The following is a 26,350-nucleotide window of genomic DNA, read 5'->3' on the forward strand; positions in this document are numbered from 1 at the left end:
CAGCAAGAGATTGAGGCTGGGCACAGCGACAAAATTTCTGGCAATACATTGAAACGATTATGACTCGAGATGAAATCATCAATCTTATCATCAATGGGAACGAGCCTTGGCAGAGACATTTGGAACAACTCACGATGGCCGAAGTGAGAACCATCAAGGCACAACTCGAAGTAATTGTAGCAGATTTTGAGAGTCTCCAAGAAATTATGTCTCGTGCTCTTTCAACAACAGAGCGCATAATTGAACGGCGAGAAACAAGCCGAGAAAACTCACGGAGAAAGGTAAGACGCAAGAAGGCTCGTATGTCGCTTCGGGAGTACCTCATACAGTCACCGTCTCAGACGGATATGAGTCTTCGCAGTCTTACTCTGTGCTCCAAGTCCGGAGCCACACTTCTCCTAGAAGGGCTCACATTCAAGGGGTCGGAAGGAGAGTTTGTTGCAAGGACTGTAAACACGGCAAAAGAACACTTCGCAAAGGGTCTTGAGCCTTGGGCTGGTTGGAACCTTCATTATGCAAAAGGTGGCAAGATCACTGCGGGTTTCGCTTGGGAAAAGCCATTCCTCGATGAAGTATTCGTGATCGGCTCTGATGAGTCTTTCAGGGCGTGATCCATATCTTTCACTTTTTCTGGGCTATCAGGGCTGATATGTCTTTTCGGTGTCCGTGACAGCAATTTGTGCAAGACTCCGATGTCGTCACGGCGCGAAGATACATCATATCTGCCGTGACGACCGAGAGTAAACACCACCTTTGTAAAACACAAAAGCCCCGCCGCAAGCCGACGGGGCTTTGACATGTTACATACCCTTCCTTGCAGTTAGACGGTTGCGCGCACGCAGGAGTGGAGGAATTCGGGTGAGAAGTCAGCCCCATTCTCCCAAACAATTGTGTGGAGTTCAGGGTGGACGGTAAACCGGCGAAACAGATTGAGATCGTTCAAAGGCTCAAAGATTGGCCCCCACAGTTCGTTCTTGAGATCAATTTCTCCTTCGGTGCCATCGTTGAATTTGAGCCAAATGGTGTATCCATCAACGTAGCGGGCTTCAACTATTCTCGGTATCATACGATTACTCCAACGGGGAAATTTCTTCAGAGGTTCTCTAAACCGACTGATTACGCGCATAATAATTGTAAGGGAATTTCATCACCGGCGCAAACCGCCTTGCAGGCCGGGCAGGCTCAGCGACCGCAAGTGAATACCTCTCGTCAAAAACACGAAAGCCCCGCCGCAACCGGCGGGGCTTCTGCACATCTCTGGTCTTTCCTTCTGCTAAATCACTCTGCCGCTTGACATCGCCTCAAGACGTTTCACACGTTCTTCCATCGGCGGGTGGGTGCTGAAGAGACTCGCGAGTCCGCCCCCCGTCAGCGGGTTGACGATGAACATGTGCGCCGTTGCAGGTGATGCATCCATCGGAATTTGTTTTGTCCCTGCATGAAGTCTGCGTAACGCGTTGGCGAGCGAGCGGGGGTTGCCCGCCATTTCCGCCCCACCTTTGTCCGCCAGATATTCGCGTGAGCGCGAGATCGCCATCTGAATCAGCATTGCGGCAATCGGCGCGACAATCATCATTACGATGCCTGCAATCGGGCTCCCCTCCCTGTCGTCGGAATGCCGACCGCCGCCGAAAATCATCGCCCATTGCGCCATGTTTGCAATCATGCTGATGGCGCCCGCCATCGTCGCGGCAATCGAACCGATGAGGATGTCGCGATGCTTCACGTGTGCAAGCTCGTGCCCGATAACGCCTTTCAACTCATCCCGCGGCAGCAATCGCATAATCCCCTCGGTAACGGCAACGGCCGCGTGTTCGGGGTCGCGTCCCGTTGCGAATGCGTTCGGCTGTTCGCCGGGAATCAGATACAGCTTCGGCATCGGCAAGCCGGCGCGGCGTGTCATTTCTTCAGTCATGTAAAACAAATCGGGCGCCTGCTCGCGGGTGAGTTCCTGCGCTTTGTACATCTTTAGCACAATCTTGTCGCTGAACCAGTATGAGCCAAAGTTCATCGCCGCGGCAATAATAAATGCGATGATCATTCCGCCTTGCCCGCCCAAAAGATTTCCAATGAAAATCAGCAGGACGGTCATAACCGTCATCAGCAGCAGTGTTTTCAGGTTGTTCATTTCTTCTCCATCTATTGCATTGGTTTTCGATAAAAAGGTTAAAATCTATAGCTACAAACAGCATTGTGCAGGCAATTTGTTCCCGCTAGAAATCTGCTGTTAACCGATGGTCACTCACTCTTTCGCATCTGTTTCTTTCTTCGGAAAAAGAAGCGAGAGAATGATCGACAGCGCAATCACGCCCGCAATGAATCCCAACGAAATCTCAATCGGGAATTTCCCGCCGAATAATTCGTTGAGCCACACCATCTTCAATCCGACAAAAATCAGCACGATGGCCAACCCGTATTTGAGCAGATGGAATTTCTCCACCGCCCCGGCAAGCATGAAATACATGGCGCGTAAGCCGAGAATGGCAAAGACGTTGGAAGTGAAGACGATCATCGGCTCTTTGGTTATGGCAAAGATTGCGGGAACCGAATCCACCGCAAAGATGATGTCGGTCAGTTCGACAAACAGGAGCGTGATGAACAGCGGCGTTGCGTGCATTACGCCGTTCAAGCGGAGAAAGAATTTCTGTCCGTGCAGTTCCTGCGTAACGGGGACGAATTTCTTAAAGAGACGGATCAGCGGATTCTTGTTCGGCTCGATGTTCTTCTCCGGCGCGAACATCATCTTGATTCCCGTTCCGATCAGAAACACGCCGAACAGAATCACGACCCATTCATACTCAATCAGAACGGAACCCATCGCAATGAAAATGGCACGGAAAATCAACGCGCCAATGATTCCGTAAAACAAAATCCGGTGCTGGTACATCGCCGGGATGGCGAAGTAGGTGAAGACAACGACGAACACGAAAATGTTGTCCACCGAAAGAGATTTTTCAATGATATATCCCGTCAAGAACTCAAGGCCGACCTGCTCCGCCGCCCGTTGAGGATCGAACCCGGGAATGGCGAGCAGGCGTTCGTCTATTTGGAATTTCCAGCCGGCATACATGTAGAACGCGTAGTTAAACGCCAGCGACAGCACAACCCACACGACACTCCATGTCGCCGCCTCCTTGAACGAAACAGCATGCGCCTTGCGATGGAAAACGCCGAGGTCAAGTGCCAGCAAGAGGAGAACAAAACCGGTAAAGGCGGCATAGAACCACCAATACTCGGCAATCGGAAAAAGGGTCACACAGTATCCTGAATTGTGAGAGGGACGGGTTTCGAGATTACAACAGAAGAGGAGGGGAAGTGAGTTCCGGAAGAAGTTTCAAGCACGAACAGCCTCGAAAGAGTGCAGCAATTCTTTCATGATGCTGGCAGATTCTACATCCCCGGTTGTTTCGTATTCTGCAACAAGGTTGTGCAACACCCGGGCGACGATCATGCCGGTTGTGCATTTCAATCGCAGAATGTCGAAACCGGACAATTTCGCTTTCGCGTTGGCAAGTGCCTCCTTGCTGATCGTCTTTCCCCCGTTATAGCAATCAACAAGAACCTTCTCCTGCCGGATCGAAGCCACCGCAAGAAAGTGCCCGGGGAAGTTGCAGCCTTCAATCTTCAGTCCCAATCTGTCGCCCACCAGCATGTACACGCACGCAAGACTGATGGGAATGCCGCGCTTCTGCTCGATGACGTACACGAGATTACTGTTCAGCGGATTGTAGTAGTCGTCAGATTCAACGCCGCCCAGGCCGTATCCCTGAAAAAGGAATTCAGCAAGGTCGAGAGCATCGCGACGCGTATAGCGCGCATCGTATTCATCGGCGAGATTGTCGAGAAGCGTTCTCAGCTTGGCCGGATATAATCTGCCGAACTGAAACCGGGCGATCAAATCGAGGGCGGATTCGAGGCGTTCGTTCTCGGTTTTCTTTTCCTGCCAGCTCCCCCATTGTTCCTTCAGCCAGACACGATAGTGAGTCAAGAGCGGACGAATCAACAAAGCGTTTGTCGCGTTGAGCGCGATTCCCTGCCGCCCGATCTCATCTTCAAGCGAGTCGCCGAACAATGATAGTTGCGCGATAACGACTTCGCGGAGAGATTCATCTTCGAGCAAGCGGATAAGAGCAGGAAGTTGGCGTATGTCCGGCGTATTCATATTCTCTGTAAGCAAGATACGAATTTTCCGACCAGCTTGCGCGGGCTTATTCCATTTCCTTCACAATTTCGAAAATTCCGGCCGACATTCCATCGAGCGTGATTGATTTCCCGGCACTCAGGTCGAACTCATTTCCCGAAAGCATATCCCGCAACCGGACTACATCGACAAGTTGATGTTCGAACGGCGATAGATCGACGGTTTGCTTGTCGCGATTGTTGTTGATGACAACCATCAGCCGTTCATTCTTCAGAATTCTGAAATACACATACACTTCGTTCGTCGGTTTGAAGTGAATGAGTTTTCCTGTTTGAAGAACGGGGTGTGCTTTGCGAATGTGCAGCAAGCGTTTCGTGAAATTGAAGATGTCGGTTTCCGTTTCCGTTCTTTCCTCCTCTGTAAATGCATTTTGCGTATCACCCGGAAATCCTCCCGGAAAATCAGCACGCAGTCGCCCGTGATCGGGTCCGCCTTTCATGCCAAGTTCGGTTCCGTACAAAATCTGTGGAATCCCTCGCGTTGTCAGCAGCAATGTCATTGCCATCTGAAATCTCCTTGTGTCGCCGTTCACGTTGAACATGATGCGCCGGATGTCGTGGTTGTCGAGGAAGGTGACAAGATTGCCGGGATCGGGGAAAAGAAAATCTTTCGTCAGGCAATTGAATATGTGTTCGATCTTTCCCGCCGAATCGGCAAATGCCTTCATGAATGCGTCGAACAATCCGAAATCAGTAATGGCCGGCAGTTGCGGATCCAATGGCTTGGGGAAGAATGATTTCCGTTGGTACGGCGCAAGATAGACGGGATCCTGAATCCATACTTCTCCCACAATATTGAAGCGCGGATATTCATCGAGAATCGTTCTGCACCACCTCGCCCGAAATTCCGGATCGATGTACGGATACGTGTCTTCACGAATGCCGTCGATGCCGCTGTATTCAATCCACCAAATTGTACTTTGGGTCAGATACCGGGCGACGGAAGAATTCTTCTGGTTCATGTCGGGCATGTAGGGCGTAAACCAGCCGTGTGTCGCTTTTTGTTTCGTGAGCGAGTCGCTGTACAAGTCGGTGAGCTCGGCTTTCGAGTGATAGGATTTGAGATGATTGTCGGGAGAGCCGTTCAGCCAATCGGGCGTCGGGAGATTTTGAATCCACGGATGACTGATGCTGATGTGATTATTCACGTGATCCATAATCACTTTGAGGTTCCGCGTATGCGCTTCCTGCACGAATGTCCGGTACAGTTCGTTGCTGCCGAAGCGCCGGTCTATTCTATACAAATCCGTTGCAGCATATCCGTGATAGCTTGATGCGCGTACGTTATTTTCCACAACCGGCGTCAGCCACAATGCCGTAACGCCTAAATCCTGCAGGTAATCAAGTTTGTTGATGATACCCTGCAGATCGCCGCCGTGCCTGCCGTACGGCTCGTTGCGATTCAGCGTGTCGGACATTCCGGAAATATTATCGTTGGAGGCATCGCCATTTGCAAAGCGGTCGGGAACGATGAGATAGATGACGTCGGATTGATCAAAGCCGTTATGCCCGTCGTCTGAATTCCGGCGCTGCAGGAGGGGGAATGAGACGCGTACTTCTCCGCTTCCCGAACGAAAACGCAAACCATAATTTCCCGGTGTAGCGTTGCGCCGGATTTCTATATCCACAAAAGCGTACGAGGGATTCTCAATCTCATGAACCTTCAATATCCTGATACCGGGTGATGAGCTTGTGACGCCCACATCTTTCAAATTCTCCCCATATATCATGAGTTGGAGGATGTTTGTCTTCATTCCCGCCCACCAATTCGGGGGTTCTATCTTGGTGACAACGGGCGTCTGCGCAAAAGAGAGATGCAAGGCGCAGAACGCCAGAGCAACCAGAAGCGATTTCTTCATAGTAGTTTGTAAGAATGGCGTATGGAAAATGTGTTTCAAAATAGCCAATCATTCCTCCTACCGCAAGATGAATGATTGATATTCATGCGCTTTTTGCTAACTTGTGTGGAGCCACTTCAGTCCCGTACCCGCAAATCCCGGGACACACCAAACTCACGTAACCAGCAAACCAACAACGAAGGAGTTCCCTTGGCTTTTTCAGAATGGTTAAACGGCGTGTACAGAAAATTCCATCCGACATTTTGGGTGGCGAACGGCATGGAGTTGTTCGAGCGGCTTGCGTATTACGGCCAGCAGATTGTGTTCATGGTGTATGTCCGCAACAAACTGGGGTTCTCAGAATCGGAAGCAGGGACTCTCTCGGGCATTTTCGGAGGATTGATTTACCTGCTGCCAATTCTTGCCGGAACGCTTGCCGACAAATGGGGATTCCGGCGGGCGTTCAATGTGGCGTTTTCCATTCTCGGCCTCGGCTACTTTCTTATCGGCTCGCTCGGCATGGATGCATTTGCAGGAGTATATGACGGGCTTCCGACATACTGGCTGTTGCTTTCGTTTCTGATTCTGACTGCTTTCGGCGGCTCTTTCATCAAGCCGGCGGTATTGGGCACGGTTGCGGTTACTTCCAACGAAGAGACAAAGTCCCTTGGTTTTGCCATCTATTATTGGCTTGTGAATATCGGAGCAATGCTCGGACCGACGATCGCGTATCTTGTGCGCGACAGTTTCGGCAATGAGTTCGTCTACCTTGTCTCCGCATTGAGTTGTTTTGCGATGCTTGTTGTGAACATCTTCCTCTACAAAGAAGTTGCCGGGAAGGGGGAAGTCGTGCACGAAACGTTGGGCAAGAAGATTTCCAACCTGTTTGTCGTGTTGGGAAATGTCAAGTTCATGATCTTCCTGCTTATCTATTCCTTGTACTGGATTATCTTCTGGCAGGAATTCATCATCGTTCCGTACTACATCACCGACTACATTGACAAAGATGCGCCGTACGAGATTGTGCAATCGTGGGCGGGAGCCGGGGCGATCATTCTCTTTCAAATTCCGCTCAACAGGTTGACGAAGAATGTTCCTACGCGAACAGCGATTGTGATGGGCTTTGCGATTTCGAGTCTCATCTGGGTGATCATCGGAATTTATCCGAGCATTCCGACCATCGCCGCGGGAATCGTTGCATTCGCCATCGGCGAGATGATCCAGGCTCCGCGTTACTACGAATACATTTCTGAAATTGCGCCTCCCGGCCAGCAGGGTTTGTATCAGGGCTATGCCTTCCTGCCGATCGCCATCGCCCGATTCGTCGGTGATCCGTTCGGCGGATGGTTGTATGAAACTTCCAAAGCTGCGGGAACGCCCGAGCTTATTTGGTTTGCCATGATCGGTGTCGGCGTTGCAGGTGCAGTATTGATGTGGATATACAATTTCTTTGTCGAACGATCAGAGAGGGCGGCTTCGTAAATCATGCGCTATGCTGCAACGACGTTTCTTGTTTTGCTTGCCGTGAGTTTCATGCAGGGCCAAACACTCCCGCACCTCTCCGGCGAAGCCATACTGAAGAACGTTGAGGCGAACTTCGCAGGGATTCAGGACTACACCGTTTCCCTCGAAGCCAAAGTAGATCTCGAGCGGCTGAAAGTACCGCAGATGAAAGCAACAATGTACTTCAAGCAACCGGACAAAGTCCATTTCGATTCGGAGGGGTTTGCCTTGTTGCCGAAAGAGGGATTAAGTTTTTCCCCCGGCAGCCTTTCATCGCGTTACGATGTGGAAGCGGTGAAAGCGGAGAATGAAGTGTTTGTTCTTACCCTCAAACCAAAAACCCGCAAGACGAACGCCCGAATGCTCGTTACTGTTAGACCTGTAAATTGGACGGTGCTGGGGATCTCATCTATGCAACAGGGCGGAAGAAGCATTCAAACAGAGTTTGAATATGAGAAGCTGGAAGGATATTGGCTTCCCGTCCGCCTTACGGCAACGCTTACCGTCGATACCTCTGAAGCATCAACGTCCGATGACGTTCAGCAACGTCGCCCCTCCTTCGCTCCCCGTCAAGGAACAATCCAAATCCGCTACTCTGATTACCGCATCAACAGCGGCTTGCCCGACGAGATATTTGAGAAGAAAGACCAAGACAGGTAGTACCCACCTCTCCTGAAAAAACCCTAAAAGCGAACTGTTTCGAATGATTTTCATCCTCCGAGAAAATCTACTTGACATTCAGTTAGATATCTATAAATTGATATTTAGGTTTATCTAAAATGATTTTGAGATATGTCTACGATAAGTACTGAAGATTACATTAAAGCCATCTACAAGCTTGAAGTCCGGGGCGAAAAGGCCACAACTTCCGCACTTGCCAGTCAACTCGGCGTCGCCGATGCCTCGATCACCGACATGATCAAGAAGCTGTCGGACAAAGGACTGCTGCACTACGAACGATATCAAGGAGTTGAGTTGACACAACGAGGGATGAAGATGGCGCTGGGAATTTTGCGCCGCCATCGATTGTGGGAAATGTTCCTTGTTGAGTTTCTCGGCTACTCGTGGGACAAAGTGCATGACGAAGCGGAGCGGCTTGAACACGTAACGTCGGCCGAGCTTGAGCATGCCATTGATACGGCGTTGGGGCATCCCGCCATCGATCCGCACGGCGATGAAATACCGACCGCCGACGGAAAGCTATCGAACAGAACCTGTACAGCTCTTGCGGCACACGAGGCGGGTGATGTTGTCCGCGTTATGCGTGTGAGCGACGAGGATTCTGCCATTTTGCAGCACGCGGCGTCACTCGGCGTTTCGCTCAACGGCAGAATCACCGTAAAACAGAAAATGCCGTTTGACGGATCGTTGATGGTGAAGATTGGCAAGAAAGAACACTTCGTCAGCAGGCAGGTTGCCGATTCGATTTTCGTCGAGCGGGTATGAAATGGAATCAGAACCTATGATCAATCCTGCCTATGCCCTCATGTGGGCCGGTGCTGCCATTGCGATACTCGCCATTGTGTTCTGGCCCGACTCCGGTGTGTGGCCGCGTTGGAGACGTTCGCTGCAGAATACGCGACGCGTCCGCATAGAGGATGCGCTCAAACATCTGTACGATTGCGAGTACAAACAACTGACAGCAACACACAAAAGTGTTGCGGGCGCGCTTTCAATCTCCGGCGATGAAGTCGCCCGCCTGCTGGAGAGGCTCGAGGAACTCAACTTGCTCCGCTCGGAGGGAGAGATGTTGACTCTCACAGAAGACGGAAGGGCGTATGCGCTACGGGTCATTCGCATGCACAGACTGTGGGAGAGATATCTTGCCGATGAAACCGGTCTCAGCGAAACCGAATGGCACTATCACGCCGAGGAAAAGGAGCATATTCTCACCGCCGATCAAGCCGATGCGCTTGCGATTCAGATGGGAAATCCGTCGTTCGATCCGCATGGCGATCCGATTCCGACTGCCGCGGGTGAATTACCGGAACGGCGCGGAATGACCCTGACACAACTGCATCCGCATCAATACGCGGAAGTTGTCCACATTGAGGATGAACCAAACGCCGTTTACGCCCAGCTTGTCGCCCAAGGTATTCATCCCGGCGTTCATCTTCGCATGATCAGTATTGACAAGAACAAGATACAACTGGAGGTGGAGGGAGTTGAGAACGTACTTGCTCCGATTGTCGCGGCAAACGTTGCCGTGGTTCCTGTTGGCCGTGTAAAACGAGCGGGGAAGGCGGAAGCCACGCTTGCGGATCTCCATATCGGCGAGAGTGCACGCGTGGCGCGCATTGCCCGCGAATGCCGCGGCCAGCAACGGCGACGGTTGATGGATCTCGGAATTCTTCCCGGCACTTTGGTGACAGCCGAAATGCGCAATGTCGCCGGTGACCCGACGGCATACAGTGTGCGCGGTGCATTGATTGCCTTGCGCAAAAACCAGGCACGCATGATACAAATTGAACGAAATGGAGATAGTGGAGCATGAAGCAAACTCAATCAGGAAGCCCGTGTGAAACCTGCCCTGCGCACAATGTCGCCAATCTTGTGAAACTCGGCATCAATCTTGAAGGGACGGACTATGTTGTTGCGCTTGCGGGAAATCCGAATACCGGCAAGAGTACGGTATTCAACGCTCTCACAGGCTTGCGGCAGCACACCGGGAACTGGCCCGGAAAAACAGTCACGAGGGCCGAGGGGGCATTCTCGTATTCCGAAAAGAGATACAAGCTTGTCGATCTTCCCGGAACGTACTCGCTTCTTTCTACAAGCACAGACGAAGAAGTGGCGCGAAATTTCATTCTCTTCGGGCAGCCCGATGTAACAGTGATTGTTGTTGATGCCACGCGGCTTGAGCGGAATCTCAATCTTGCATTACAAGTTCTGGAAATTACCGACCGCGCAATTGTTTGCCTGAATCTCATTGATGAAGCTCAACGGCTCGGTATTACGGTTGCCGAACGGACTCTTGCCAAGGATCTTGGCGTTCCCGTTGTTCCCGCGGCTGCACGGCGCGGCACCGGAGTTCAAGAGCTTCTGCGCACTATTCATGACGTTGCCACCGGCACGGTGGTACCGAAACCAAAACGCATCGTCAAACACGCTCCTCATCTTGAAAAGGCGATAAGCAATCTGGCGGAATCTTTACACTCGAGATTCCCGGCCCTGACGAACGCCCGTTGGGTCGCGCTCAGGCTGCTTGAGGGAGATGAACGGATTATTGATGCCGTAAGAACAGGAGAAATCGCCGGCATTCTGCGCCTCACAGCGCATGCAAAAGGGAACGTTGCGGAAGGAGTATGGTCATGAACGCCACTTCGCATGATGATATTCTGGTTAAGGCGGGAAACCTCCGTTGGGAAGTGGGGGAGAACTTTCATGATTCCCTTATGGAATCCCTGTACACGGAAGCTTCGCGAATAGCCGATCGTGTTGTTACACGATCCGACACGCCGGGACGATTCAACTGGGACAGAACACTCGATAAGCTGCTCACAGGCCGATGGACGGGCTTGCCCATTATGATTCTTTTGTTAATGGTTGTGTTCTGGCTGACAATCGCCGGGGCCAATGTTCCCTCGGCACTTCTCGCTTCACTGTTGCTTGATACCGTCCATCCTGCTCTACGCTCGTTGGGTGAAACCATGAGCATGCCCTGGTGGCTCTCCGGCTTCCTGTTCGATGGCGTGTATCTTGCGGCTGCGTGGGTCGTGAGTGTTATGCTGCCGCCGATGGCGATTTTCTTTCCCCTGTTCACCTTACTTGAGGATTTCGGGTACTTGCCCCGGGTTGCGTTCAACCTTGATCATCTATTCCGCAAGGCTGGGGCACACGGCAAGCAGGCGCTTTCCATGAGCATGGGATACGGATGCAACGCGGCCGGCATCATTTCAACGCGTATCATTGACAGTCCTCGCGAGCGGCTCATCGCAATCATTACGAACAACTTCTCACTCTGCAACGGACGCTGGCCGACACAGATTTTGATTGCGACGCTGTTCATCGGCGCCCTCGCGCCTGCAGCTCTCAGCGGATTTCTTTCCGCCTCGGCAGTGGTCGCGGTTGCGCTTTTAGGCGTAGCGCTGACATTTCTGACATCATGGTTTCTCTCAAAAACGATGCTGAAGGGTGAGGCATCGACGTTCAGTCTCGAGCTTCCACCCTACCGGCCACCTCAGGTCCTCAGAACTCTCTATACCTCTCTGATTGATCGGACAATTCTCGTTCTGTGGAGGGCAGTGGTGTTTGCCGTTCCGGCCGGCGCGGTAATCTGGCTTATTTCCAATATCTTCATCGGAGAGTTGAGTATTGCGCAGCACGCCATCAACTGGCTGAATCCGTTCGGGTTGCTCATTGGATTGAACGGTGTCATTCTCCTTGCGTACATTATTGCAATCCCCGCAAACGAAATCGTCATCCCGACAATACTCATGCTCACGGTGGCAAGCACAGGCGTTTCGGGCTACGGCGAGGGTACGGGTGTACTGTTTGAGCTTGAGGATAACCTTCAATACCTGTCGGTGTTTCAGGCGGGGGGATGGACGTTGCTTACTGCTGTCAATCTTATGCTCTTCAGTCTGATTCACAACCCTTGTTCGACAACCCTCTACACCATCTACAAAGAAACAGGAAACATGAAGTGGACTATCGTTTCGGCTGTCATGCCGATTGTCATGGGATTGACCCTGTGTTTCTTCGTTGCACAGATCTGGAGGATAACAGGAATATGACCGTACAAGGAAATCCTGACCGACGTGTTGTTCAAGGTAACGGTATGAGGACGTTTAACTACTTGATTGTGGCAGCATGCATCCTTTCGACAATCATTGTCAGCTGCGACCACTTGCTGACGAAAGCACCGGAAGAGTCCGAGGTATTCGAAGGTCCGATTGATGGCTTGACAAATGCACAACGCGCCGTTTTTGTACGCGGCGACAAGGCATTCAGTGAAGTGTTTACGTTCAACACGGGTCTCGGGCCGTTGTTTAACGAAGCGTCGTGCGAGCGTTGCCATGTGGGCGACGGGCGCGGGCATCCGCGCGTCAACTTGACTCGCTTCGGCGTGAACCTCGGCAACGGGCAGTTTGATCCTCTTGCCGAGTTCGGTGGGCCGCAGCTGCAGCAGCGCAGCATGCCCGGTTATCCGGCGGAGACGATTCCGAGCCATGCAAACGCCATCTCCGTGCGCGGAGGGCCCATTGTAACAGGACTTGGATTGATCGAGGCCATCCCGGATCAGACCATACTTGCCAATGCAGACCCGAACGACTTGGATGGCGACGGCATTTCCGGGCGCCCGAACGTTATCGCGGCGCCCGATTTCCTCGGACTCGGTCCCGGGCCGCACAACGGCAAGTACCTTGGCCGTTTCGGCCGAAAGGCAGGCAGCATCAATCTTCTGCACCAAACTGTAGTGGCATACCATCAGGATATGGGCATCACCTCCGATTTTCTTCCGGAGGAGAACTTCCATCCGTCCATCGGACCCGGCGGCGATCCTGTTCCCGATCCCGAAGTTGCTGCTGTGACGGTGCACGATGTGGTGTTCTACCTGCAAACTCTGCGGCCGGCGATGCGAAGGAATGAACGCGACCCTGCCGTTCAGCGGGGTGAGCAGTTGTTTCGCACGATTAAGTGCGTATCGTGCCACGTTCCGGTGATGATGACCGGGCCTCACCCTGTTGCAGCGCTCAGCCACCGTCCAGTCCATCTCTATTCCGATCTTCTTCTGCACGATATGGGCCCCGACCTCGCCGACAATTTCATCGAAGGCGAGGCGTCGGGCGTGGAGTGGCGCACAACACCGCTGTGGGGGCTGGGAATTGTGGAGAATGTTTTGGGCGGAACGCCGTTTTATCTTCACGACGGCCGCACATCCGATTTGCGGGTGGTAATTGACCTGCATAAAGGCGAAGCAAACGGATCGCGCATAGCCTTTCTCCAGTTGTCGCCGGCTGATCAGGACGCCTTGATTGCCTTTCTAAGATCACTGTAATGGATAGAAACACATTCCTGCGTGTGGCGGGCACCGCCGTGTTGGTTGCGCCGGTAGCTGCGTTGCTTCAACATTGTGCATCGGGTCGCGTGGTGCATGCCATCGCCGAGAGGGGGAAGGTAACGATTCCTGTTTCTGCGCTTCCCGATTTGGCAACGCCCGGCAGCTTCGCCAAAGTCTACGTTGATCGGTTCGCCAATCCGATTATTGTGTTCGAGGGAGAAAGAAATGAACTGCATGCGATCCTCAGCACCTGTTCCCACTCCGGCTGTGAAGTACGGAAACTGCCCACGAAGTTCGAATGTCCCTGCCACGGCTCCGAATACAATTTGCGCGGCAACGTGTTGCGGGGTCCGGCCCCTGATCCGCTCAATGCATTCGAGGTGCGGAGGCGTGAAAATGCTATTGAAATTCATCTGGGTTGATGATATGAGACTGACAAGATTCTGCTTGATGCTTCTGACGTTCGCATTCTGTTGTCCAGAGAACTCGCCCGGTCAAGACACAACAATGCCGCCTCCGATGGTGAAGGGAGGAATCTATGACCGTCCCTACCTCTTCCGTCCCTCATCACGCATTGCGATCGGCGGGTATGCGGAGACAATGGTACGGTCGGAGTGGGTGGAGGGCATTCATGAGAATGTGTCGTTTGAAGCGAGGCGGTTCAACATCTTTCTCTATTCCGCCATTGCGCCTTTCGTCAAACTCACGTCGGAATTGGAATTTGAACACGGCACAGAAGAGATCAAACTGGAAGTGGCACTTATTGATATTGAGTTTCACGAAGCGCTGAATCTTCGCGGCGGCATCCTCCTCTCGCCCCTTGGCAAATTCAACCTGGCACACGACAGCCCGGGCAACCCGTTTACGGACAGGCCGCTTGTATCAACAGCGATTATCCCCTCGACGTTTTCCGAAGCAGGCCTCGGGCTCTTCGGGTCGGTGTATCCCTCTGCCGAACACAGGCTCACGTACGAAGCGTATCTGGTGAACGGACTGAACGATGATGTGCTTCTTGGCGGAGAAGGGACGTCGATTCCCGCCGGCCGCCCCTCTGCTTTCGATGAGGATAACAACGGAAGTCCCGCATTTGTCGGACGTGTCGCGTGGCTGCCGGAATTCGGACTTGAACTCGGCGTTTCGCTGCACTCGGGATTGTACAACACGTTCAAGGAGGAAGGGCTTATCGTTGACGACAAACGGGGCCTTACTATTGCTGCAATTGATTTACACTGGCAGATTGGTGATCTCGAAATTGCCGGGGAGTATGCGCGGGCACGTATTGACATTCCCGCCTCCCTCAACGGGATGTTCGCGGCCAGACAACAGGGTTACTACGGCCAAGCACTGTACAACGTGCTGAGCGGCATTATACCCCAATTCCCGAATTCCGTTCTTGCAGTCGGAGCCCGGTACGACTATGTTGATCTCGACGCAGAACTCCGGGGAGACGACACGCATCGTCTGTCGGTTGGCGTCAACCTTCGCCTTGTTCCGGACACAGTCATCAAATTGGACTACCAGCACAACTGGATGTTCGACCGGATCAACAATATGGAGCGTTCCGCCGTGATCCAGTTCGGCGTTGCAACGTATTTCTAAGGTCGAATTCCGTTGTGGCCCGGTTCGGAGAGATGCCGGGGGTTTCACTTCTGACCCAGTTCCTTGCCTTCCATCAACAATTTCTCGTACTCCACCTTATACCGTTTGATCGCGTTGAATAGCGCATTAGCAATCCTCTCCTGTCCTGATTCACTGCGAAGGAGTTTTTCGTCTTCTCTATTGGAAAGATATGCCGTTTCGACGAGAACGTTCGGCATCGCGGAGCCGACAAGCACGAGAAATCCCGCCTGCTTCACGCCATGGTTTGGGATGTCGAGATGCTTGTTCATCTCTTGCGTTGCAAGCTCGGCAAATCTCTCGCTTGCACGCATATGAGCCGATTGTGCCATCGTGACGAGAATAAAATTCTCGTCGGTCAGGTGTTTGTATCTCTCCTCGTATCCCTCTTCCAGTGTGATAACGGAGTTCTCCCGCTCGGCAATGGCGATTGCCTCGTCTGTTCTGCCCGGACGCAGGAGATATACTTCAAATCCGCGGTTCGGATGCGGCTTGCGGGGCATTGAGTTGGCATGTACGCTGATGAACAACTTTCCGCCCCGCTCGTTCGCGATACGTCCGCGTTTGTCAAGCTCGACAAACGTGTCATCATCCCTCGTCAACTCGACTCTCACGCCCTTCAGATTGCGCTTGATGAGTTTCTCCAACTTCAGTACGATGCCGAGCGTAACATCCTTTTCTTTCGTTCCCGTCACACCGATTGCCCCCGGGTCGCGCCCGCCGTGCCCGGCGTCGAGGACGATCACATCCAATTCGTATTTTTTGCGAAAACGTTCAAGCTCAGTGTTTACAGGCTGTCTCTTCTTCTCTTCAATAGCAACAAGCGTCTCATCGGACAGTGATCGCAGGGTAATCAACAAGTCGTTCGACAATCCGTCCTTTTCAACTTTCGAGGACGAAAACTCCCCCTCCAGTTTGAACGCAATCTGGACGGATGTTTGAAATTGCTGAGCGATGATCTTCTTGATTGCGCCGGCCGGTTTTGTTCTGTTTAATGCGGCAACGTCGGCCCGTGCATTGGAGACAGTCAGGTAATACCAGCCTTCTTTGTTGAGAAGACCTTCAAACACAGGAAGAGACTTTGTCGAGGAAACGCGAATAATTATCCCGTTTGCTTTGACATCAATTGCGAGTGATGAGATATCGAATGGCGACGGCGGGCGAAGCGGCTTTTCGAGACGGATAGAACCGGACGTGACGTCAAATCGTGCGGGCGCTCCGAACAGTTGCGCAAAGAAGGGGGCGCTCGATGCAATAGGAATGAAGAACTCGTTTTGCACAACCCGAACACCCGCCGCAAGTTGAATTGCCGTTTTTCTTCCCGATTGATTTGTCGTGGCAACAAACGGGTTGTCGTCAAAGAATACGACCGGCGGGGTTGTTGCAACGGAAAGGGACTGCTCCTCCCGATTTACGACAGATCGGATAGAAAGCGCCTGCGCAATGTCGTTCACCGATGCGAACGTAAGTCCGTTGTGGACGATACCGGTTATCCGCAGTTTACGCGAAGGGTTGCTTTCATGTACGAGTGAAAGACTGTGATCCTGGGCGGATACAGCGGAGGAAAGTACCATTGACAGGACAGTGATGCGAAGCAGTATGTTCACCGATATAGCAAGTCGATACGTCGCGCGTTCCCCCGAACTCATCGGCTCCTTCATCCGCCCTATCGATAGTTGGTGAATTGCGTAGCGAACTTCAGATCGGCCTCCCGAATCATCTTCATCACGGCCTGCAGGTCATCCTTGTTCTTGCCGCTCACCCGTACCTGGTCATCCATGATTTGCGCCTGCACCTTGAGCTTGGTATCCTTGATCATCTTGACGATCAGCTTGGCGTCTTCCTTGTTGATGCCGATGCGGAGTTTGATAATTTGCCGGACTGTGCTGCCCGCCGCCGGCTCAACAGGCCCGTAGTCGAGGGCTTTCACCGGTACGCTGCGTTTGATGAGCTTATTTTGGAGAATGTCGATAACGCTTTTCAGCTTGAAATCGTCGTCAGAGATCACGGTGAGTAGCTTGTCCTTTTGATTCAACTCGATGGAACTCTTCGAGTCCTTGAAATCGTACCGCTGAATGATCTCCTTGCGCGCCTGATGCAAGGCGTTATCCACCTCCTGCATATTCACTTCTGAAACGATGTCGAACGAAAACGTGTCTGCCATAAGTCGAATCCCGGTTGTCGAACTGGTTTTATCGGAACTTCAGGCTGAACAGTGCGTGGACAAAAATCTTAAGCAATTCCCACCGCGGGCTGTTTGTTTGAAGTACATAGCTCTGCTGCACCTCGCGCTGCGCAACCGAGTCACGCGTAGTTATCTGAACCGAGAGAGGATACATCATCAGCTCCATACCTCCGTGACCTTCTTTGTGATGTTGATATTCCGCTTGCCAAGTTCATCGATCATGATTTTGCCCGGCACGCATACTTCCGGCACGCATACACCGCGCTCGGTGATGATTCCGTGCGCAAGCATTTGCGCCACAATGGATGTCGGAAACGCCGTTGTGCGCATCATGGCTGTCATCTTTCCTGCATCATCATAATAATCCACGAACTCATACACAAGCGTTTTCGCCGCCGTTGCCGTCCGGCCCGAGATTGTTGCGCGGGCCAGCACAACATCTTTGTCGCCGTAGTCAAGTTTCTTGCGCAACAGGTCGGCGAAGAACTCCCTGTTGGTTTTGACGCTTCCGCCCACCATCATCGGTTCCGACGTTGCGAACCCGAGGTCGAGCAAGGTCTTGAATTTCTCGCAATGCCCTTTATAGCGGATTGTTTTGTAATCGAGATTGTTGACTTTCCCGTCAAGCAACTGCGTCAGCGTGGAAAGTCCGCCGGAGGTGTTGAAGGCTTCCAGCGTGCCAAACGGTTCGGGAAACTCAATGTCTTCCAAGCCCGACATCGGATCGATGAGTTCTGTTTTCCCGTCCCTGATGACTGTCGCCTTTTCGACATACTCGTTGATGAGGCCTTCGACCGAAAAAACGATCTGATAGTAGAGTGGCGGACGCGGACGTTGGGGAAGTCCGCCAACGCGGAGGTGAATCGAATCGAGTTGCTCAAATTCCCTCGTCCCTTCCATTGCAAGAATGTTGATCAGCCCGGGCGCGAGCCCGCAGTTGGGAACAACCGTAATGTCCTTCTCTTTTGCAGCCGCATCAAGACTGAGTTGCCGTTCGACAACATCGTTGTTGCCGCCGAGGTCGCACATCGGAACGCCCGCCTCGATTGCCGCCTTCGTCATCTGATAGTTGACGGAGTAGGTAACGGCGCTGATTACGGCTCCGCTTCCCTCAATGAGTTTGCCGACTTCACGTGAACTGTTAACGTCAACCCGAACAGGCGTCACATTGTCGCCGATTGCCATTGCGGCCGAGCGTGCTTGTTGGATGTTAATATCGGCAAGAACGATTTCATCGTCCGGATTTCGTTTTGCAAGATCGTATGCTGCGGCGCTTCCCATCATACCGGCGCCGATTATGGTGTATTTCATGAACGTTCCTCGAGCTGTGCCGCGAAACGGAAGCATGCTACTTTAGAATCTGCCCTGTTTCGTTGCTCCAAAACAACAAGTCCAACTCATCCATCGATATGTTTATGCTATCGGCGAATGCCTTGAACTTTCTTTCTATATCAAGATAACGTTTTGCGGTGAGAGTTGCGGGCATCGAACGGATGACGCCATGGTATTTGAGATTCTTCAGAATATGCCTGTCCAGAATCGCCAGATTGCGGTGACCGATATTCCGGAGAAAATGTGACGCCTCTTTCCAGCCGAGTCCCTTTACGTTCTTCACCAGCCATTTGCGAAGGTCGTCCGCAGGCATGCGGTTAGAGAGTGCAGCGAGGATCTCTCCCTGCATTGCTTTCAGTTCCATCAGGCGCTTTGCTTTCGTGTTATGAAAGCGGATGTAATGCTGCTTGCGAAACAGAACCGATGCAACATCAATGTCCTTCTCGGGAAAACCATCGGCCCTCAAAGCCTCGACAGTCTTTCCGGCATTTACTGCACTGGATTGCGGCGTGAGCAGGCAGTACACCAGCTCATAGAAATACTCGTCGGGCGTGACGGAGGCAAAGCCATTCAGCCGTTGACGGATTGTCTCTCTGTGGTGTTCGTAGTGCATTCTGAGATCATGAATGCCGGTGTACGACCTTGTTCTTTTACGCAAGAGTGACTCTGCGCGTGGTGAGGATTCCTTTTCCTCTTAATCGAATCAGGCCATCTTTCTCCAACCCGAGCAGAAGGTCGGCAAACCTCTTCTTGTTTCGTTGTGAGAAGTTGTGGAGGATTTTCCTCCCAAGAGCATCGGCACGGATGCTTCGACCGCTATTCAGGTTTCGTAAATGCTGGATAACCTTGCCCCGATGCAGGCGGTTCGGTATTCCGTCAATCTGCTTGCCGGGTTTGCGTTTGAAAACCGTCGTTCCGGTCATGAGCTTCTTTGAAGCACACGCTTGCCCGACAGGACACTTGATGCAGTCCGGTTTTCGTGACGTGCATACAGTTGCCCCGAAATCCATCAACGCCTGATTCCAGTTATAGACGTCGTTGCGAGGGAGCAGTTTTTCGGCGAGTTGCCAGATTTCTGTGGCGGCCCGCATTTTGCGTAGCGAGTCCATCTTCCAGAATATTCTCGAAAGAACCCGTTGCACGTTCACGTCAACAATTGCACAACGCTGGCCGAAAGCAGAAGAAAGGATTGCGTTTGCCGTATACCTTCCGATACCGGGCAAGGCAATCAGCGAATCGTAGTCTTCCGGAATTCTTCCCTTATACTCACTCAAGACGATCCGGGTAAGCCGGTGCAGCCGAACGGCGCGGTTGTTGTAGCCCATACCTTTCCATGCGATGACGACATCGCGCTGTGTGGCCGTTGCAAGCGATCGGAGGGAGGGAAAACGGTTGAGGAATTCGGGATACTTATCCAGAACACGGCTTGCCTGAGTTTGCTGCAACATAATTTCAGAGACGAGGATGCGGTACGGGTCGGAGATGCCGCGCCAGGGGAAGGTTCTGCCGTGACGTGTGTACCACGCGAGAAGGGATTTGACGATGTTATGCTGTTTGTTGGTTTTCCGCATAGTTCACGAGACGTTCGACGGCCTCGCGGTTTCCCTCGAGAATGTCCATTGCCAGCAATTCGTGCGGATGTTTCCAGGCAATTTGTTCAAAGGCTCTGTTCTCAGGCGTGCCGGAAAAAATTCGAATCAAGAAATAGAACACCCGAAAGGATCCGTCGCGCCGGGGGTTGTCCGTGCCTTCGGTGTATATCCATTCTTGTCTGTGAAATTCCGAATCAATCGAAACCTCAATGGCAAGCTCCTCGAGCAGTTCCCGTTTGAGAGCATATTCTGGAGTTTCGCCGGGCTCAAGCTTTCCTCCGGGAAATTCCCATTTCAGCCCGTACTTCGTATTCCGCTTACGCTGGCATGCGAGCACGAGCCCGTTCTTCAGAATAATTCCAACAGCGACTTCTTTCATTGGCAAGAAGGTACGAAAAAGTACAGAGAACGCCAAAGAAGGGAATCATGCCGGCTTTCGCTGCGAGCTTCTGCGCTAAACACGAATTTTCTGTTGCCTTGACTTCATCCTTGAAATCAGGTAAATTGAACTTGAATTCGTCGCAAAGCCTGCCTATCCGAGTTTTTCCCGGCGCAGAAACTAGAGACTTCAGTTTCGTTTTCAGTACGATCGAGGAGGCACCATGGCACGGGGAAAGAGCATTTCCCATTTCTGTGCTCATTGCGAGCGCGTCACAAAAATGGAACTTGTCGGAGCAGTCGAAAATCAACCCGACAGAACGTGGTACAGATGTGCCCGTTGCAGGCACGCCATACTGGTTGATGTGAACGAGCTCAAAAAGGGCGAAGAAGCCGCTAAAAAGAAGCCGGAAAGGGCTGATTGCTCGGACTACAATCCCAGCAATACCTACACAATAGGACAGGCAATTTTTCACACGGAATGGGATGATTTCGGGAAGGTGATTTCCAAGGAAAAAACATCGGGTGGTGGATCGGCGATCGTTGTTTCGTTTCAGCGATTAGGCGAGCGGAGGTTACTCGAAAACCTCACAAATGGATTTGACAGTCAAGATTGAGCAACAAGTACACAACAAACTTCGAAGGAGGTGATTGATTTGGTCGGCATTTCAGTAACTGAGAATGAACCGATTGACCGCGCATTAAAGCGCTTCAAAAAGAAGTATGAACGCTCGGGCGTACTCAAGGAGTTCAAGAAAAGAGCCTACTTTACCAAACCCTCCGTTAAGAAGAGAATGAAGAAGGTAAAGGCAATACGGCGCGCACAGCGCACCATTGCTGAACAGGAATAAGCAACAAAACCCGCTTTACGGCGGGTTTTGTGTTTACAGGCAGAAAACTCCCCCCTTTTCGACTATCCCACCTCAGTCTAAAAAGCGTCGGTTCTCCTGTACTTTCCTAATGGCGTCAGGATGCGGGGCTTGCTTCTTCGGTTTTCGCCTGCGCCTTGATATCCTGCACTTCTTTGCGGATTTCCTGGGCCTTTTTCTTCAGTTCGTTCATTTGCTTTCGGACCCTCGTTCCGGCTGATTTGTTGCCTTTGTCGTAGAACTTGACAAAGTCCTTCTCGAAACTGTCCACGAGGTCCCGCAATTCCTGCAGTCTGCTCATCTATGCCTCCTGTTGGTTGGTTATGAATCGCGAAGTCTTCTGCTTCGCTGTTGGTTTATTTCTTTGTTCTTCGCAACATTCTAAAATACTCTTTCCGCAAGCTGTCCACCAGTTCCTCTCGTCTATCGTAAAGACGTCGTACCTTGCGGGGTTTTCTCTTTGCAAGGGCATACGATGTCATGATTGGCATCGCAATGGTCGAGTCAACGTACGCAACAACAGTGTCCGGCAATCTATCGGGGTCAACTTTTCCCCAGCTTACGGCTTCCGACGGTGTTGCGCCTGAAAGGCCCCCGGTATCAGGCCGCGCATCGGTAACTTGAAGGAAGAAATCATGTCCTTTTTCATTGATTTTCAAAACTTCCTGAATCTGCGGCTCGGTTTGTAGAATGAAATTCTTGGGAGATCCACCTCCAAAAATCAAGACGCCGCTCTTGCCCCCCCTTCGTTTTGCATCGAGAACAATGGCTGCAGTTTCGTTGACATCAAGCAGAGGGTCAATTCGCGTAGCATTACCCGATAGCTCAATTTCGGCGATATTCATCCCGATGGAACTATCTCCGGGAGAAGATGTATATACAGGAACAGCACAGCGATACGCAGTAGCCAGTACGCTCGCATGCTTAATCCCTAAAATCTTCTCACGTTCGGCAATGTACCGACCGAGCCTGTAGTGAAGCTCTGCTGTGCCCATTTCCTTTTGAAATTCCTGATACCTGATGATTTTCCTGAAATACTCATCTGTACTCAGCAAAACGTCATAATCAAAGAGAACGTCGTAAATCCGGACAACGCCTTCTTTTCTCAAGACTCTATCATCAATGAACGGGTTACCGCGATGGAGGCTTTTTCCGATTGCAAAATGCGTGTCGTGGTAGAGATTTGCGCCGGTGCTTACAATCCAATCAACGAATCCCGCTTTGATAAGAGGAACAATGCATGAACCTCCCAAGCCTGCAGGCGTAAGGGCTCCAGTCAAACTCATTCCAATTGTGACATCGGGCTCAAGCATTCTTTTGGCGAAGAGATTGCACGCCTCACGAAGTCTTCCTGCATTATACGCTTGGAAATAGGTATCGACAAGTTCATCCACCCGAACATTCTTCGGAATGGGAGCGGGAACAATCTTCTTTCCGCTCAAGAACTTGCTCTTACGAGATTTCATTGAAATAAAATGTTTAGATGATTTATCTAAGTTTCATTGGGAGAAATATACGAATTCAGCAAAAGAATGCAAGGAATTTCTGCAAATTTAGAAGATTCTCGCATTCGCAAAACGAGTGCCTATTTGTTGTTCCAAATCCATGTTCCAAGCGGGAGCTTCAGCAAACAAAATCACGATTATGTGGAAATATCACTTGACAAATGATCAACCTCTTCTTATTTTTATTTAGACTAATTATAAATAAGGACCTGAATGGACACTCAAGCGGCTCACGAAATTCTTACCAAACATCTCAAATCGAATGGTAAGCTTCGGGCAACGCCGGAACGGTTTGCAGTTCTTGACGCTGTCCTTCAAAGCCAAGGACACTTCGATGTAGAGGCGCTGTACTATCGGCTCATTTCGAACGGAGTGAAGGTTTCGAAGGCAACTGTGTACAATACGCTTGAACTGTTGCAGGAGTGCGGTCTGGTTTCGAAATACAGATTCGCGGAAAACACATCACGGTACGAAAAAGCGTTCGGACGCCCTCATCATCACCATATGATCTGCCTGAACTGCGGTGATATCATCGAATTTACAAGCGACCGGCTTGAACGGATTCAGGAAGAAATGGCGCACGGCAAGGGGTTTGAAATTCAGAGTACGACAATTCAGATTTTTGGCACATGCGCCAAATGCACGAAGAAGGTTTGAAGATATCATGCACCACAATACCCATCTTTCACTGACAGATGTTCCGATCGGACAGCGAGTCCGGATTCGGCAACTGAATTCGCAACCCGATTTCTGCATGCGGCTTCGCGAGATGGGCTTTTGCGAGAATGCAGTTGTTCGCTGTGTCAGCAAAGGGAGCGGCACAATAATATGCGAAGTTTGCAACACACGTATCGGGCTCAATCAGCTTGTTGCAAGCTCGATTGTGGTTTCATCATTCGAATAATATGAACGAAGTAACTCTCAACACGTTAACTCCCGGAGAACGCGGCACGATTGCCCGGATAACCACCAGGACTTCAAGCGTCCGCCAGCGACTTATGGAAATGGGACTGACCAAAGGAACACCAATCGAGTTGATTCGGTATGCCCCGATGGGCGATCCGATTGAGGTTAGGGTAAAGGGATACCGTCTTTCCCTGCGAAAGCGTGAAGCCGAGACAGTACTGGTCCACAAGGAACCGTCATGACATTTGAAACCGTCAAACAGGTTCGTGTGCGATACGTTGCCCTCATCGGCAATCCGAATTGCGGAAAAACCACCCTGTTCAATGCGCTTACCGGTTTGCGACAGAAGGTCGGGAATTATCCCGGCGTGACGGTCGAGAAGAAAGAGGGGCGTCTTACGTTCGCCGACAATTCCGAAGCAACGCTTCTTGATTTGCCGGGCACTTACAGCCTGAATGCCACGTCGCCCGATGAGAAAATCGCAACAGACGTCCTCCTCGGTCGCGCCGATCACACACAAACTCCCGATGTGATCGTCTGTGTCGTCGATGCAAGCAACATCGAACGGAACCTCTATCTTGCAAGCCAGATTCTTGACAGGCACATTCCGGTGATTGTTGCGTTGAATATGGTTGATGTTGCCGGGGAAGCCGGCATCGAAGTAAGCGTAAAGATGCTGGAACAGGAACTCGGAGTCCCTATTGTTGCAACGATCGCGAACAAAGGAATCGGCATCAGCGAACTGAAAGAGGCCATCGCGAATGCCCAATTCCGAAGAGCAAAAAAGCGGCTGTGGCTTATGCCCGCCCTCGTTGAAGAAGAATGCGGTGAACTCGCTGGATTGCTGCAACAACACCACAAGTTAAATGAAAACGCAGCATTTGAAGAAGCCCTGGCTCTCCTTACCTCTCCCGAAGCCCTTGAAGAACACCGCGACCGGTTTGCGCCGGAACTTCTCGCCCACGTGAAGAAAGATCATGAGCGGCTCGACTTTATGGGAATCGACCGTCTGTCCGTTGTTGTCGAGGCTCGCTACGAATGGATCAAGAGTGTGTGCGGGAAAGCAGTAACCCAGGCTCAGACTACTGCAATCAGCACAAGCGACAAGCTCGACCGCGTGTTTACTCATAGAATATGGGGCTTCATCATTTTTGTCGGGCTGATGGCGCTGATTTTCCAGACGATCTTTGCCTGGGCAACTGTTCCGATGGATCTTATCGGAGAAGGATTTGATTGGATTGGCAGTGAGATTCAGGAAACAATGCCTGCCGGCGACCTGCAAGATCTTCTGGTGAATGGCGGACTCGCGGGCGTTGCAGCCGTTGTAACATTCCTGCCGCAGATTCTCTTTCTCTTCCTGTTTCTCGGGCTTTTGGAAGATACAGGCTACATGGCGAGAGCTGCATTCATTATGGACAGGCTCATGAGCAAAGTCGGGCTGCACGGCAAGTCATTCATTCCCATGCTCAGTTCATTCGCCTGCGCAATTCCCGGCATCATGGCAACCCGAACCATTGAAAGCCCGAAAGATCGTCTCGTCACAATGCTTGTCTCACCGCTGGTCAGTTGCAGTGCACGGTTGCCGGTGTATGCCCTGCTGATTGCGGCATTCATCCCTCATGACCATGTGTTGGGTTTTCTTTCGCTTCCGGCATTGACTCTGCTTTCCATGTATTTGCTCGGGCTTGTGATGGCTCTCAGTATGGCATGGTTGTTCAAGAAGACATTGCTTCGCGGGGCGGCGCCGCTCTTTATCATGGAACTTCCGCCCTACAAGTTGCCTTCGCTGAAATCGGTTCTGCTGCAAATGTGGGAGCGGTCGAAACTGTTTTTGAAAAACGCCGGCACAATCATCCTCGGCGTGTCAATCATTCTCTGGTTCCTCGCAACATATCCGAGGGTTGAAGGAGTCACGCCCGCCGAACAATTGCAGCACAGTTTTGTGGGAAAGGCGGGACAACTGATTGAACCGGTTATCAAGCCGTTGGGATTTGATTGGAAGATTGGAATAGGAATCATTGCGTCGCTGCTCCAGCGCGAAGTGTTCGTGAGTACGATGGGAACAATCTACAACATCCAAAACTCCGACGACGAATCCCTCTCACTCCAACAACAAATGAAAGCCGACATTGATCCCGCAACGGGCCTTCCGGTGTGGACTGCCCTCACGGCAATTTGCGTGATGATATACTACGTTCTCGCAATGCAATGCATGTCGACGCTTGCCGTGTTGAAGCGGGAAACCAACTCGTGGAAGTGGCCGCTGTTCCAACTCGGCTATATGACGGCCCTTGCGTATGCGGTAACGTTTGTCGTGTACAGAGTCGGTTTGCTTTTGGGATTCGGAGTATAAGATGGATTGGCAACAACTTACATCGCTGATGATCGTAGCAACAACAGCATTCCTTCTCGTCCGTCATG

Annotated in this window: 30 protein-coding genes; 16 read left to right on the plus strand and 14 right to left on the minus strand. The window is 51.6% G+C overall.

Annotation, left to right across the window (positions count from 1 at the left end):
* Window positions 1–59: 59 nt before the first annotated feature.
* On the plus strand, window positions 60–611 hold the full coding sequence (locus tag KF749_09160; protein MBX2991326.1) for a hypothetical protein: 552 nt from the start codon (window positions 60–62) through the stop codon (window positions 609–611).
* 209 nt (window positions 612–820) lie between these two features.
* Here the strand turns inward: KF749_09160 and KF749_09165 are convergent, their stop codons facing one another.
* From KF749_09165 to KF749_09185, 5 genes are all read right to left on the minus strand, one after another.
* Window positions 821–1,066 carry a DUF2442 domain-containing protein gene (locus tag KF749_09165; GenBank protein MBX2991327.1) on the minus strand — a complete coding sequence of 82 codons (246 nt, stop codon included), beginning with the start codon at window positions 1,064–1,066 and terminating at the stop codon, window positions 821–823.
* A gap of 207 nt (window positions 1,067–1,273) precedes the next feature.
* Window positions 1,274–2,128: a zinc metalloprotease HtpX gene (gene htpX, locus KF749_09170; GenBank protein MBX2991328.1), complete on the minus strand. Its 855-nt coding sequence runs from the start codon at window positions 2,126–2,128 to the stop codon at window positions 1,274–1,276.
* A gap of 114 nt (window positions 2,129–2,242) precedes the next feature.
* A complete protein-coding gene (locus KF749_09175; GenBank protein MBX2991329.1) occupies window positions 2,243–3,241 on the minus strand; it encodes a TerC family protein in 999 nt (332 codons plus the stop codon).
* A gap of 93 nt (window positions 3,242–3,334) precedes the next feature.
* Complete coding sequence (locus tag KF749_09180; protein MBX2991330.1) at window positions 3,335–4,177, minus strand: transglutaminase family protein; 843 nt, start codon at window positions 4,175–4,177, stop codon at window positions 3,335–3,337.
* Between the two features lie 31 nt (window positions 4,178–4,208).
* Window positions 4,209–6,059, minus strand: coding sequence for a cyclomaltodextrinase N-terminal domain-containing protein (locus KF749_09185; protein MBX2991331.1), 1,851 nt, complete (start codon window positions 6,057–6,059; stop codon window positions 4,209–4,211).
* A gap of 84 nt (window positions 6,060–6,143) precedes the next feature.
* On the opposite strand from KF749_09185, the gene KF749_09190 reads away from it, so the two are divergent.
* The 9 genes from KF749_09190 (at window position 6,144) to KF749_09230 (ending at window position 15,144) form a co-directional block, all read left to right on the plus strand.
* Complete coding sequence (locus KF749_09190; GenBank protein ID MBX2991332.1) at window positions 6,144–7,520, plus strand: MFS transporter; 1,377 nt, start codon at window positions 6,144–6,146, stop codon at window positions 7,518–7,520.
* 3 nt (window positions 7,521–7,523) lie between these two features.
* Window positions 7,524–8,201, plus strand: a complete 678-nt coding sequence (locus KF749_09195; protein MBX2991333.1) for a hypothetical protein — start codon at window positions 7,524–7,526, stop codon at window positions 8,199–8,201.
* A 132-nt stretch (window positions 8,202–8,333) separates the two neighbouring features.
* Window positions 8,334–8,987: a metal-dependent transcriptional regulator gene (locus KF749_09200; GenBank protein ID MBX2991334.1), complete on the plus strand. Its 654-nt coding sequence runs from the start codon at window positions 8,334–8,336 to the stop codon at window positions 8,985–8,987.
* Between the two features lies 1 nt (window position 8,988).
* A complete protein-coding gene (locus tag KF749_09205) occupies window positions 8,989–10,035 on the plus strand; it encodes a DtxR family transcriptional regulator (protein MBX2991335.1) in 1,047 nt (348 codons plus the stop codon).
* Window positions 10,032–10,856 (plus strand): 50S ribosome-binding GTPase, encoded by an 825-nt coding sequence (locus KF749_09210; GenBank protein MBX2991336.1) that lies wholly within the window; start codon window positions 10,032–10,034, stop codon window positions 10,854–10,856. Before KF749_09205 ends, KF749_09210 begins: the two co-directional genes overlap by 4 nt.
* On the plus strand, window positions 10,847–12,277 hold the full coding sequence (locus KF749_09215) for a ferrous iron transporter B (protein MBX2991337.1): 1,431 nt from the start codon (window positions 10,847–10,849) through the stop codon (window positions 12,275–12,277). Before KF749_09210 ends, KF749_09215 begins: the two co-directional genes overlap by 10 nt.
* Window positions 12,274–13,542 (plus strand): thiol oxidoreductase, encoded by a 1,269-nt coding sequence (locus tag KF749_09220; protein MBX2991338.1) that lies wholly within the window; start codon window positions 12,274–12,276, stop codon window positions 13,540–13,542. Before KF749_09215 ends, KF749_09220 begins: the two co-directional genes overlap by 4 nt.
* Entirely contained in the window at window positions 13,542–13,967 is a 426-nt protein-coding gene (locus KF749_09225) for a Rieske (2Fe-2S) protein (protein MBX2991339.1), read from the plus strand. Before KF749_09220 ends, KF749_09225 begins: the two co-directional genes overlap by 1 nt.
* Entirely contained in the window at window positions 13,942–15,144 is a 1,203-nt protein-coding gene (locus KF749_09230) for a hypothetical protein (protein MBX2991340.1), read from the plus strand. Before KF749_09225 ends, KF749_09230 begins: the two co-directional genes overlap by 26 nt.
* 44 nt (window positions 15,145–15,188) lie before the next feature.
* Here the strand turns inward: KF749_09230 and KF749_09235 are convergent, their stop codons facing one another.
* From KF749_09235 to KF749_09265, 7 genes are read right to left on the minus strand one after another with little or no spacing between them, the layout of a single operon-like run.
* The gene (locus KF749_09235; GenBank protein MBX2991341.1) at window positions 15,189–16,811 is read right to left on the minus strand and encodes an N-acetylmuramoyl-L-alanine amidase; all 1,623 of its coding nucleotides are present in this window, start codon (window positions 16,809–16,811) and stop codon (window positions 15,189–15,191) included.
* A 17-nt stretch (window positions 16,812–16,828) separates the two neighbouring features.
* Window positions 16,829–17,326, minus strand: a complete 498-nt coding sequence (locus KF749_09240) for a YajQ family cyclic di-GMP-binding protein (protein ID MBX2991342.1) — start codon at window positions 17,324–17,326, stop codon at window positions 16,829–16,831.
* Window positions 17,327–17,354: 28 nt separating this feature from the next.
* The gene (locus KF749_09245) at window positions 17,355–17,504 is read right to left on the minus strand and encodes a hypothetical protein (GenBank protein MBX2991343.1); all 150 of its coding nucleotides are present in this window, start codon (window positions 17,502–17,504) and stop codon (window positions 17,355–17,357) included.
* Entirely contained in the window at window positions 17,504–18,658 is a 1,155-nt protein-coding gene (locus KF749_09250) for a saccharopine dehydrogenase NADP-binding domain-containing protein (protein MBX2991344.1), read from the minus strand. The genes KF749_09245 and KF749_09250 overlap by 1 nt, the downstream gene beginning before the upstream one ends.
* 37 nt (window positions 18,659–18,695) lie before the next feature.
* Complete coding sequence (locus KF749_09255) at window positions 18,696–19,292, minus strand: N-glycosylase/DNA lyase (protein MBX2991345.1); 597 nt, start codon at window positions 19,290–19,292, stop codon at window positions 18,696–18,698.
* A gap of 37 nt (window positions 19,293–19,329) precedes the next feature.
* Window positions 19,330–20,250, minus strand: a complete 921-nt coding sequence (locus KF749_09260) for an A/G-specific adenine glycosylase (protein MBX2991346.1) — start codon at window positions 20,248–20,250, stop codon at window positions 19,330–19,332.
* Window positions 20,225–20,650: a (deoxy)nucleoside triphosphate pyrophosphohydrolase gene (locus KF749_09265; GenBank protein ID MBX2991347.1), complete on the minus strand. Its 426-nt coding sequence runs from the start codon at window positions 20,648–20,650 to the stop codon at window positions 20,225–20,227. The genes KF749_09260 and KF749_09265 overlap by 26 nt, the downstream gene beginning before the upstream one ends.
* Before the next feature lie 223 nt (window positions 20,651–20,873).
* Between KF749_09265 and KF749_09270 the strand changes: the two genes are divergently transcribed.
* A complete protein-coding gene (locus KF749_09270; GenBank protein ID MBX2991348.1) occupies window positions 20,874–21,266 on the plus strand; it encodes a hypothetical protein in 393 nt (130 codons plus the stop codon).
* Window positions 21,267–21,305: 39 nt separating this feature from the next.
* The gene (gene rpsU, locus KF749_09275; protein ID MBX2991349.1) at window positions 21,306–21,500 is read left to right on the plus strand and encodes a 30S ribosomal protein S21; all 195 of its coding nucleotides are present in this window, start codon (window positions 21,306–21,308) and stop codon (window positions 21,498–21,500) included.
* Window positions 21,501–21,615: 115 nt separating this feature from the next.
* On the opposite strand, the gene KF749_09280 is transcribed toward rpsU, so the two are convergent.
* Both KF749_09280 and KF749_09285 read right to left on the minus strand, forming a co-directional pair.
* Window positions 21,616–21,819: a histone H1 gene (locus KF749_09280; GenBank protein ID MBX2991350.1), complete on the minus strand. Its 204-nt coding sequence runs from the start codon at window positions 21,817–21,819 to the stop codon at window positions 21,616–21,618.
* A gap of 55 nt (window positions 21,820–21,874) precedes the next feature.
* Window positions 21,875–22,984, minus strand: a complete 1,110-nt coding sequence (locus KF749_09285) for a deoxyhypusine synthase (GenBank protein MBX2991351.1) — start codon at window positions 22,982–22,984, stop codon at window positions 21,875–21,877.
* Between the two features lie 252 nt (window positions 22,985–23,236).
* Between KF749_09285 and KF749_09290 the strand changes: the two genes are divergently transcribed.
* Genes KF749_09290 through feoB form a run of 4 tightly spaced genes read left to right on the plus strand, consistent with a single transcriptional unit; the run spans window position 23,237 to window position 26,282 of the window.
* On the plus strand, window positions 23,237–23,680 hold the full coding sequence (locus tag KF749_09290) for a transcriptional repressor (GenBank protein MBX2991352.1): 444 nt from the start codon (window positions 23,237–23,239) through the stop codon (window positions 23,678–23,680).
* Window positions 23,681–23,687: 7 nt separating this feature from the next.
* Entirely contained in the window at window positions 23,688–23,927 is a 240-nt protein-coding gene (locus KF749_09295) for a ferrous iron transport protein A (protein ID MBX2991353.1), read from the plus strand.
* Between the two features lies 1 nt (window position 23,928).
* A complete protein-coding gene (locus KF749_09300) occupies window positions 23,929–24,171 on the plus strand; it encodes a ferrous iron transport protein A (protein ID MBX2991354.1) in 243 nt (80 codons plus the stop codon).
* The gene (feoB, locus tag KF749_09305; GenBank protein ID MBX2991355.1) at window positions 24,168–26,282 is read left to right on the plus strand and encodes a ferrous iron transport protein B; all 2,115 of its coding nucleotides are present in this window, start codon (window positions 24,168–24,170) and stop codon (window positions 26,280–26,282) included. Before KF749_09300 ends, feoB begins: the two co-directional genes overlap by 4 nt.
* The last annotated feature ends 68 nt before the right edge of the window (window positions 26,283–26,350 follow it).

The sequence above is a fragment of the Bacteroidota bacterium genome, assembly GCA_019637975.1.
Taxonomy (GTDB): Bacteria; Bacteroidota; Ignavibacteria; order UBA10030; family UBA6906; genus CAADGV01.

Excerpts from the sequence above, each read along its gene's own strand:
- KF749_09295 (MBX2991353.1), top strand. The coding sequence starts at position 23,688 with ATGCACCACAATACCCATCTTTCACTGACAGATGTTCCGATCGGACAG.
- KF749_09240 (MBX2991342.1), bottom strand. The coding sequence starts at position 17,326 with ATGGCAGACACGTTTTCGTTCGACATCGTTTCAGAAGTGAATATGCAG.
- KF749_09245 (MBX2991343.1), bottom strand. The coding sequence starts at position 17,504 with ATGATGTATCCTCTCTCGGTTCAGATAACTACGCGTGACTCGGTTGCG.
- KF749_09285 (MBX2991351.1), bottom strand. The coding sequence starts at position 22,984 with ATGAAATCTCGTAAGAGCAAGTTCTTGAGCGGAAAGAAGATTGTTCCC.
- KF749_09230 (MBX2991340.1), top strand. The coding sequence starts at position 13,942 with ATGCTATTGAAATTCATCTGGGTTGATGATATGAGACTGACAAGATTC.
- KF749_09190 (MBX2991332.1), top strand. The coding sequence starts at position 6,144 with ATGCGCTTTTTGCTAACTTGTGTGGAGCCACTTCAGTCCCGTACCCGC.
- KF749_09265 (MBX2991347.1), bottom strand. The coding sequence starts at position 20,650 with ATGAAAGAAGTCGCTGTTGGAATTATTCTGAAGAACGGGCTCGTGCTC.
- KF749_09200 (MBX2991334.1), top strand. The coding sequence starts at position 8,334 with ATGTCTACGATAAGTACTGAAGATTACATTAAAGCCATCTACAAGCTT.
- KF749_09250 (MBX2991344.1), bottom strand. The coding sequence starts at position 18,658 with ATGAAATACACCATAATCGGCGCCGGTATGATGGGAAGCGCCGCAGCA.
- KF749_09225 (MBX2991339.1), top strand. The coding sequence starts at position 13,542 with ATGGATAGAAACACATTCCTGCGTGTGGCGGGCACCGCCGTGTTGGTT.
- KF749_09215 (MBX2991337.1), top strand. The coding sequence starts at position 10,847 with ATGGTCATGAACGCCACTTCGCATGATGATATTCTGGTTAAGGCGGGA.
- KF749_09210 (MBX2991336.1), top strand. The coding sequence starts at position 10,032 with ATGAAGCAAACTCAATCAGGAAGCCCGTGTGAAACCTGCCCTGCGCAC.
- KF749_09290 (MBX2991352.1), top strand. The coding sequence starts at position 23,237 with ATGGACACTCAAGCGGCTCACGAAATTCTTACCAAACATCTCAAATCG.
- KF749_09280 (MBX2991350.1), bottom strand. The coding sequence starts at position 21,819 with ATGAGCAGACTGCAGGAATTGCGGGACCTCGTGGACAGTTTCGAGAAG.
- feoB (MBX2991355.1), top strand. The coding sequence starts at position 24,168 with ATGACATTTGAAACCGTCAAACAGGTTCGTGTGCGATACGTTGCCCTC.
- KF749_09255 (MBX2991345.1), bottom strand. The coding sequence starts at position 19,292 with ATGCACTACGAACACCACAGAGAGACAATCCGTCAACGGCTGAATGGC.
- KF749_09300 (MBX2991354.1), top strand. The coding sequence starts at position 23,929 with ATGAACGAAGTAACTCTCAACACGTTAACTCCCGGAGAACGCGGCACG.
- KF749_09220 (MBX2991338.1), top strand. The coding sequence starts at position 12,274 with ATGACCGTACAAGGAAATCCTGACCGACGTGTTGTTCAAGGTAACGGT.
- KF749_09160 (MBX2991326.1), top strand. The coding sequence starts at position 60 with ATGACTCGAGATGAAATCATCAATCTTATCATCAATGGGAACGAGCCT.
- KF749_09185 (MBX2991331.1), bottom strand. The coding sequence starts at position 6,059 with ATGAAGAAATCGCTTCTGGTTGCTCTGGCGTTCTGCGCCTTGCATCTC.
- KF749_09195 (MBX2991333.1), top strand. The coding sequence starts at position 7,524 with ATGCGCTATGCTGCAACGACGTTTCTTGTTTTGCTTGCCGTGAGTTTC.
- KF749_09235 (MBX2991341.1), bottom strand. The coding sequence starts at position 16,811 with ATGAGTTCGGGGGAACGCGCGACGTATCGACTTGCTATATCGGTGAAC.
- KF749_09205 (MBX2991335.1), top strand. The coding sequence starts at position 8,989 with ATGGAATCAGAACCTATGATCAATCCTGCCTATGCCCTCATGTGGGCC.
- KF749_09270 (MBX2991348.1), top strand. The coding sequence starts at position 20,874 with ATGGCACGGGGAAAGAGCATTTCCCATTTCTGTGCTCATTGCGAGCGC.
- KF749_09165 (MBX2991327.1), bottom strand. The coding sequence starts at position 1,066 with ATGATACCGAGAATAGTTGAAGCCCGCTACGTTGATGGATACACCATT.
- htpX (MBX2991328.1), bottom strand. The coding sequence starts at position 2,128 with ATGAACAACCTGAAAACACTGCTGCTGATGACGGTTATGACCGTCCTG.
- KF749_09260 (MBX2991346.1), bottom strand. The coding sequence starts at position 20,250 with ATGCGGAAAACCAACAAACAGCATAACATCGTCAAATCCCTTCTCGCG.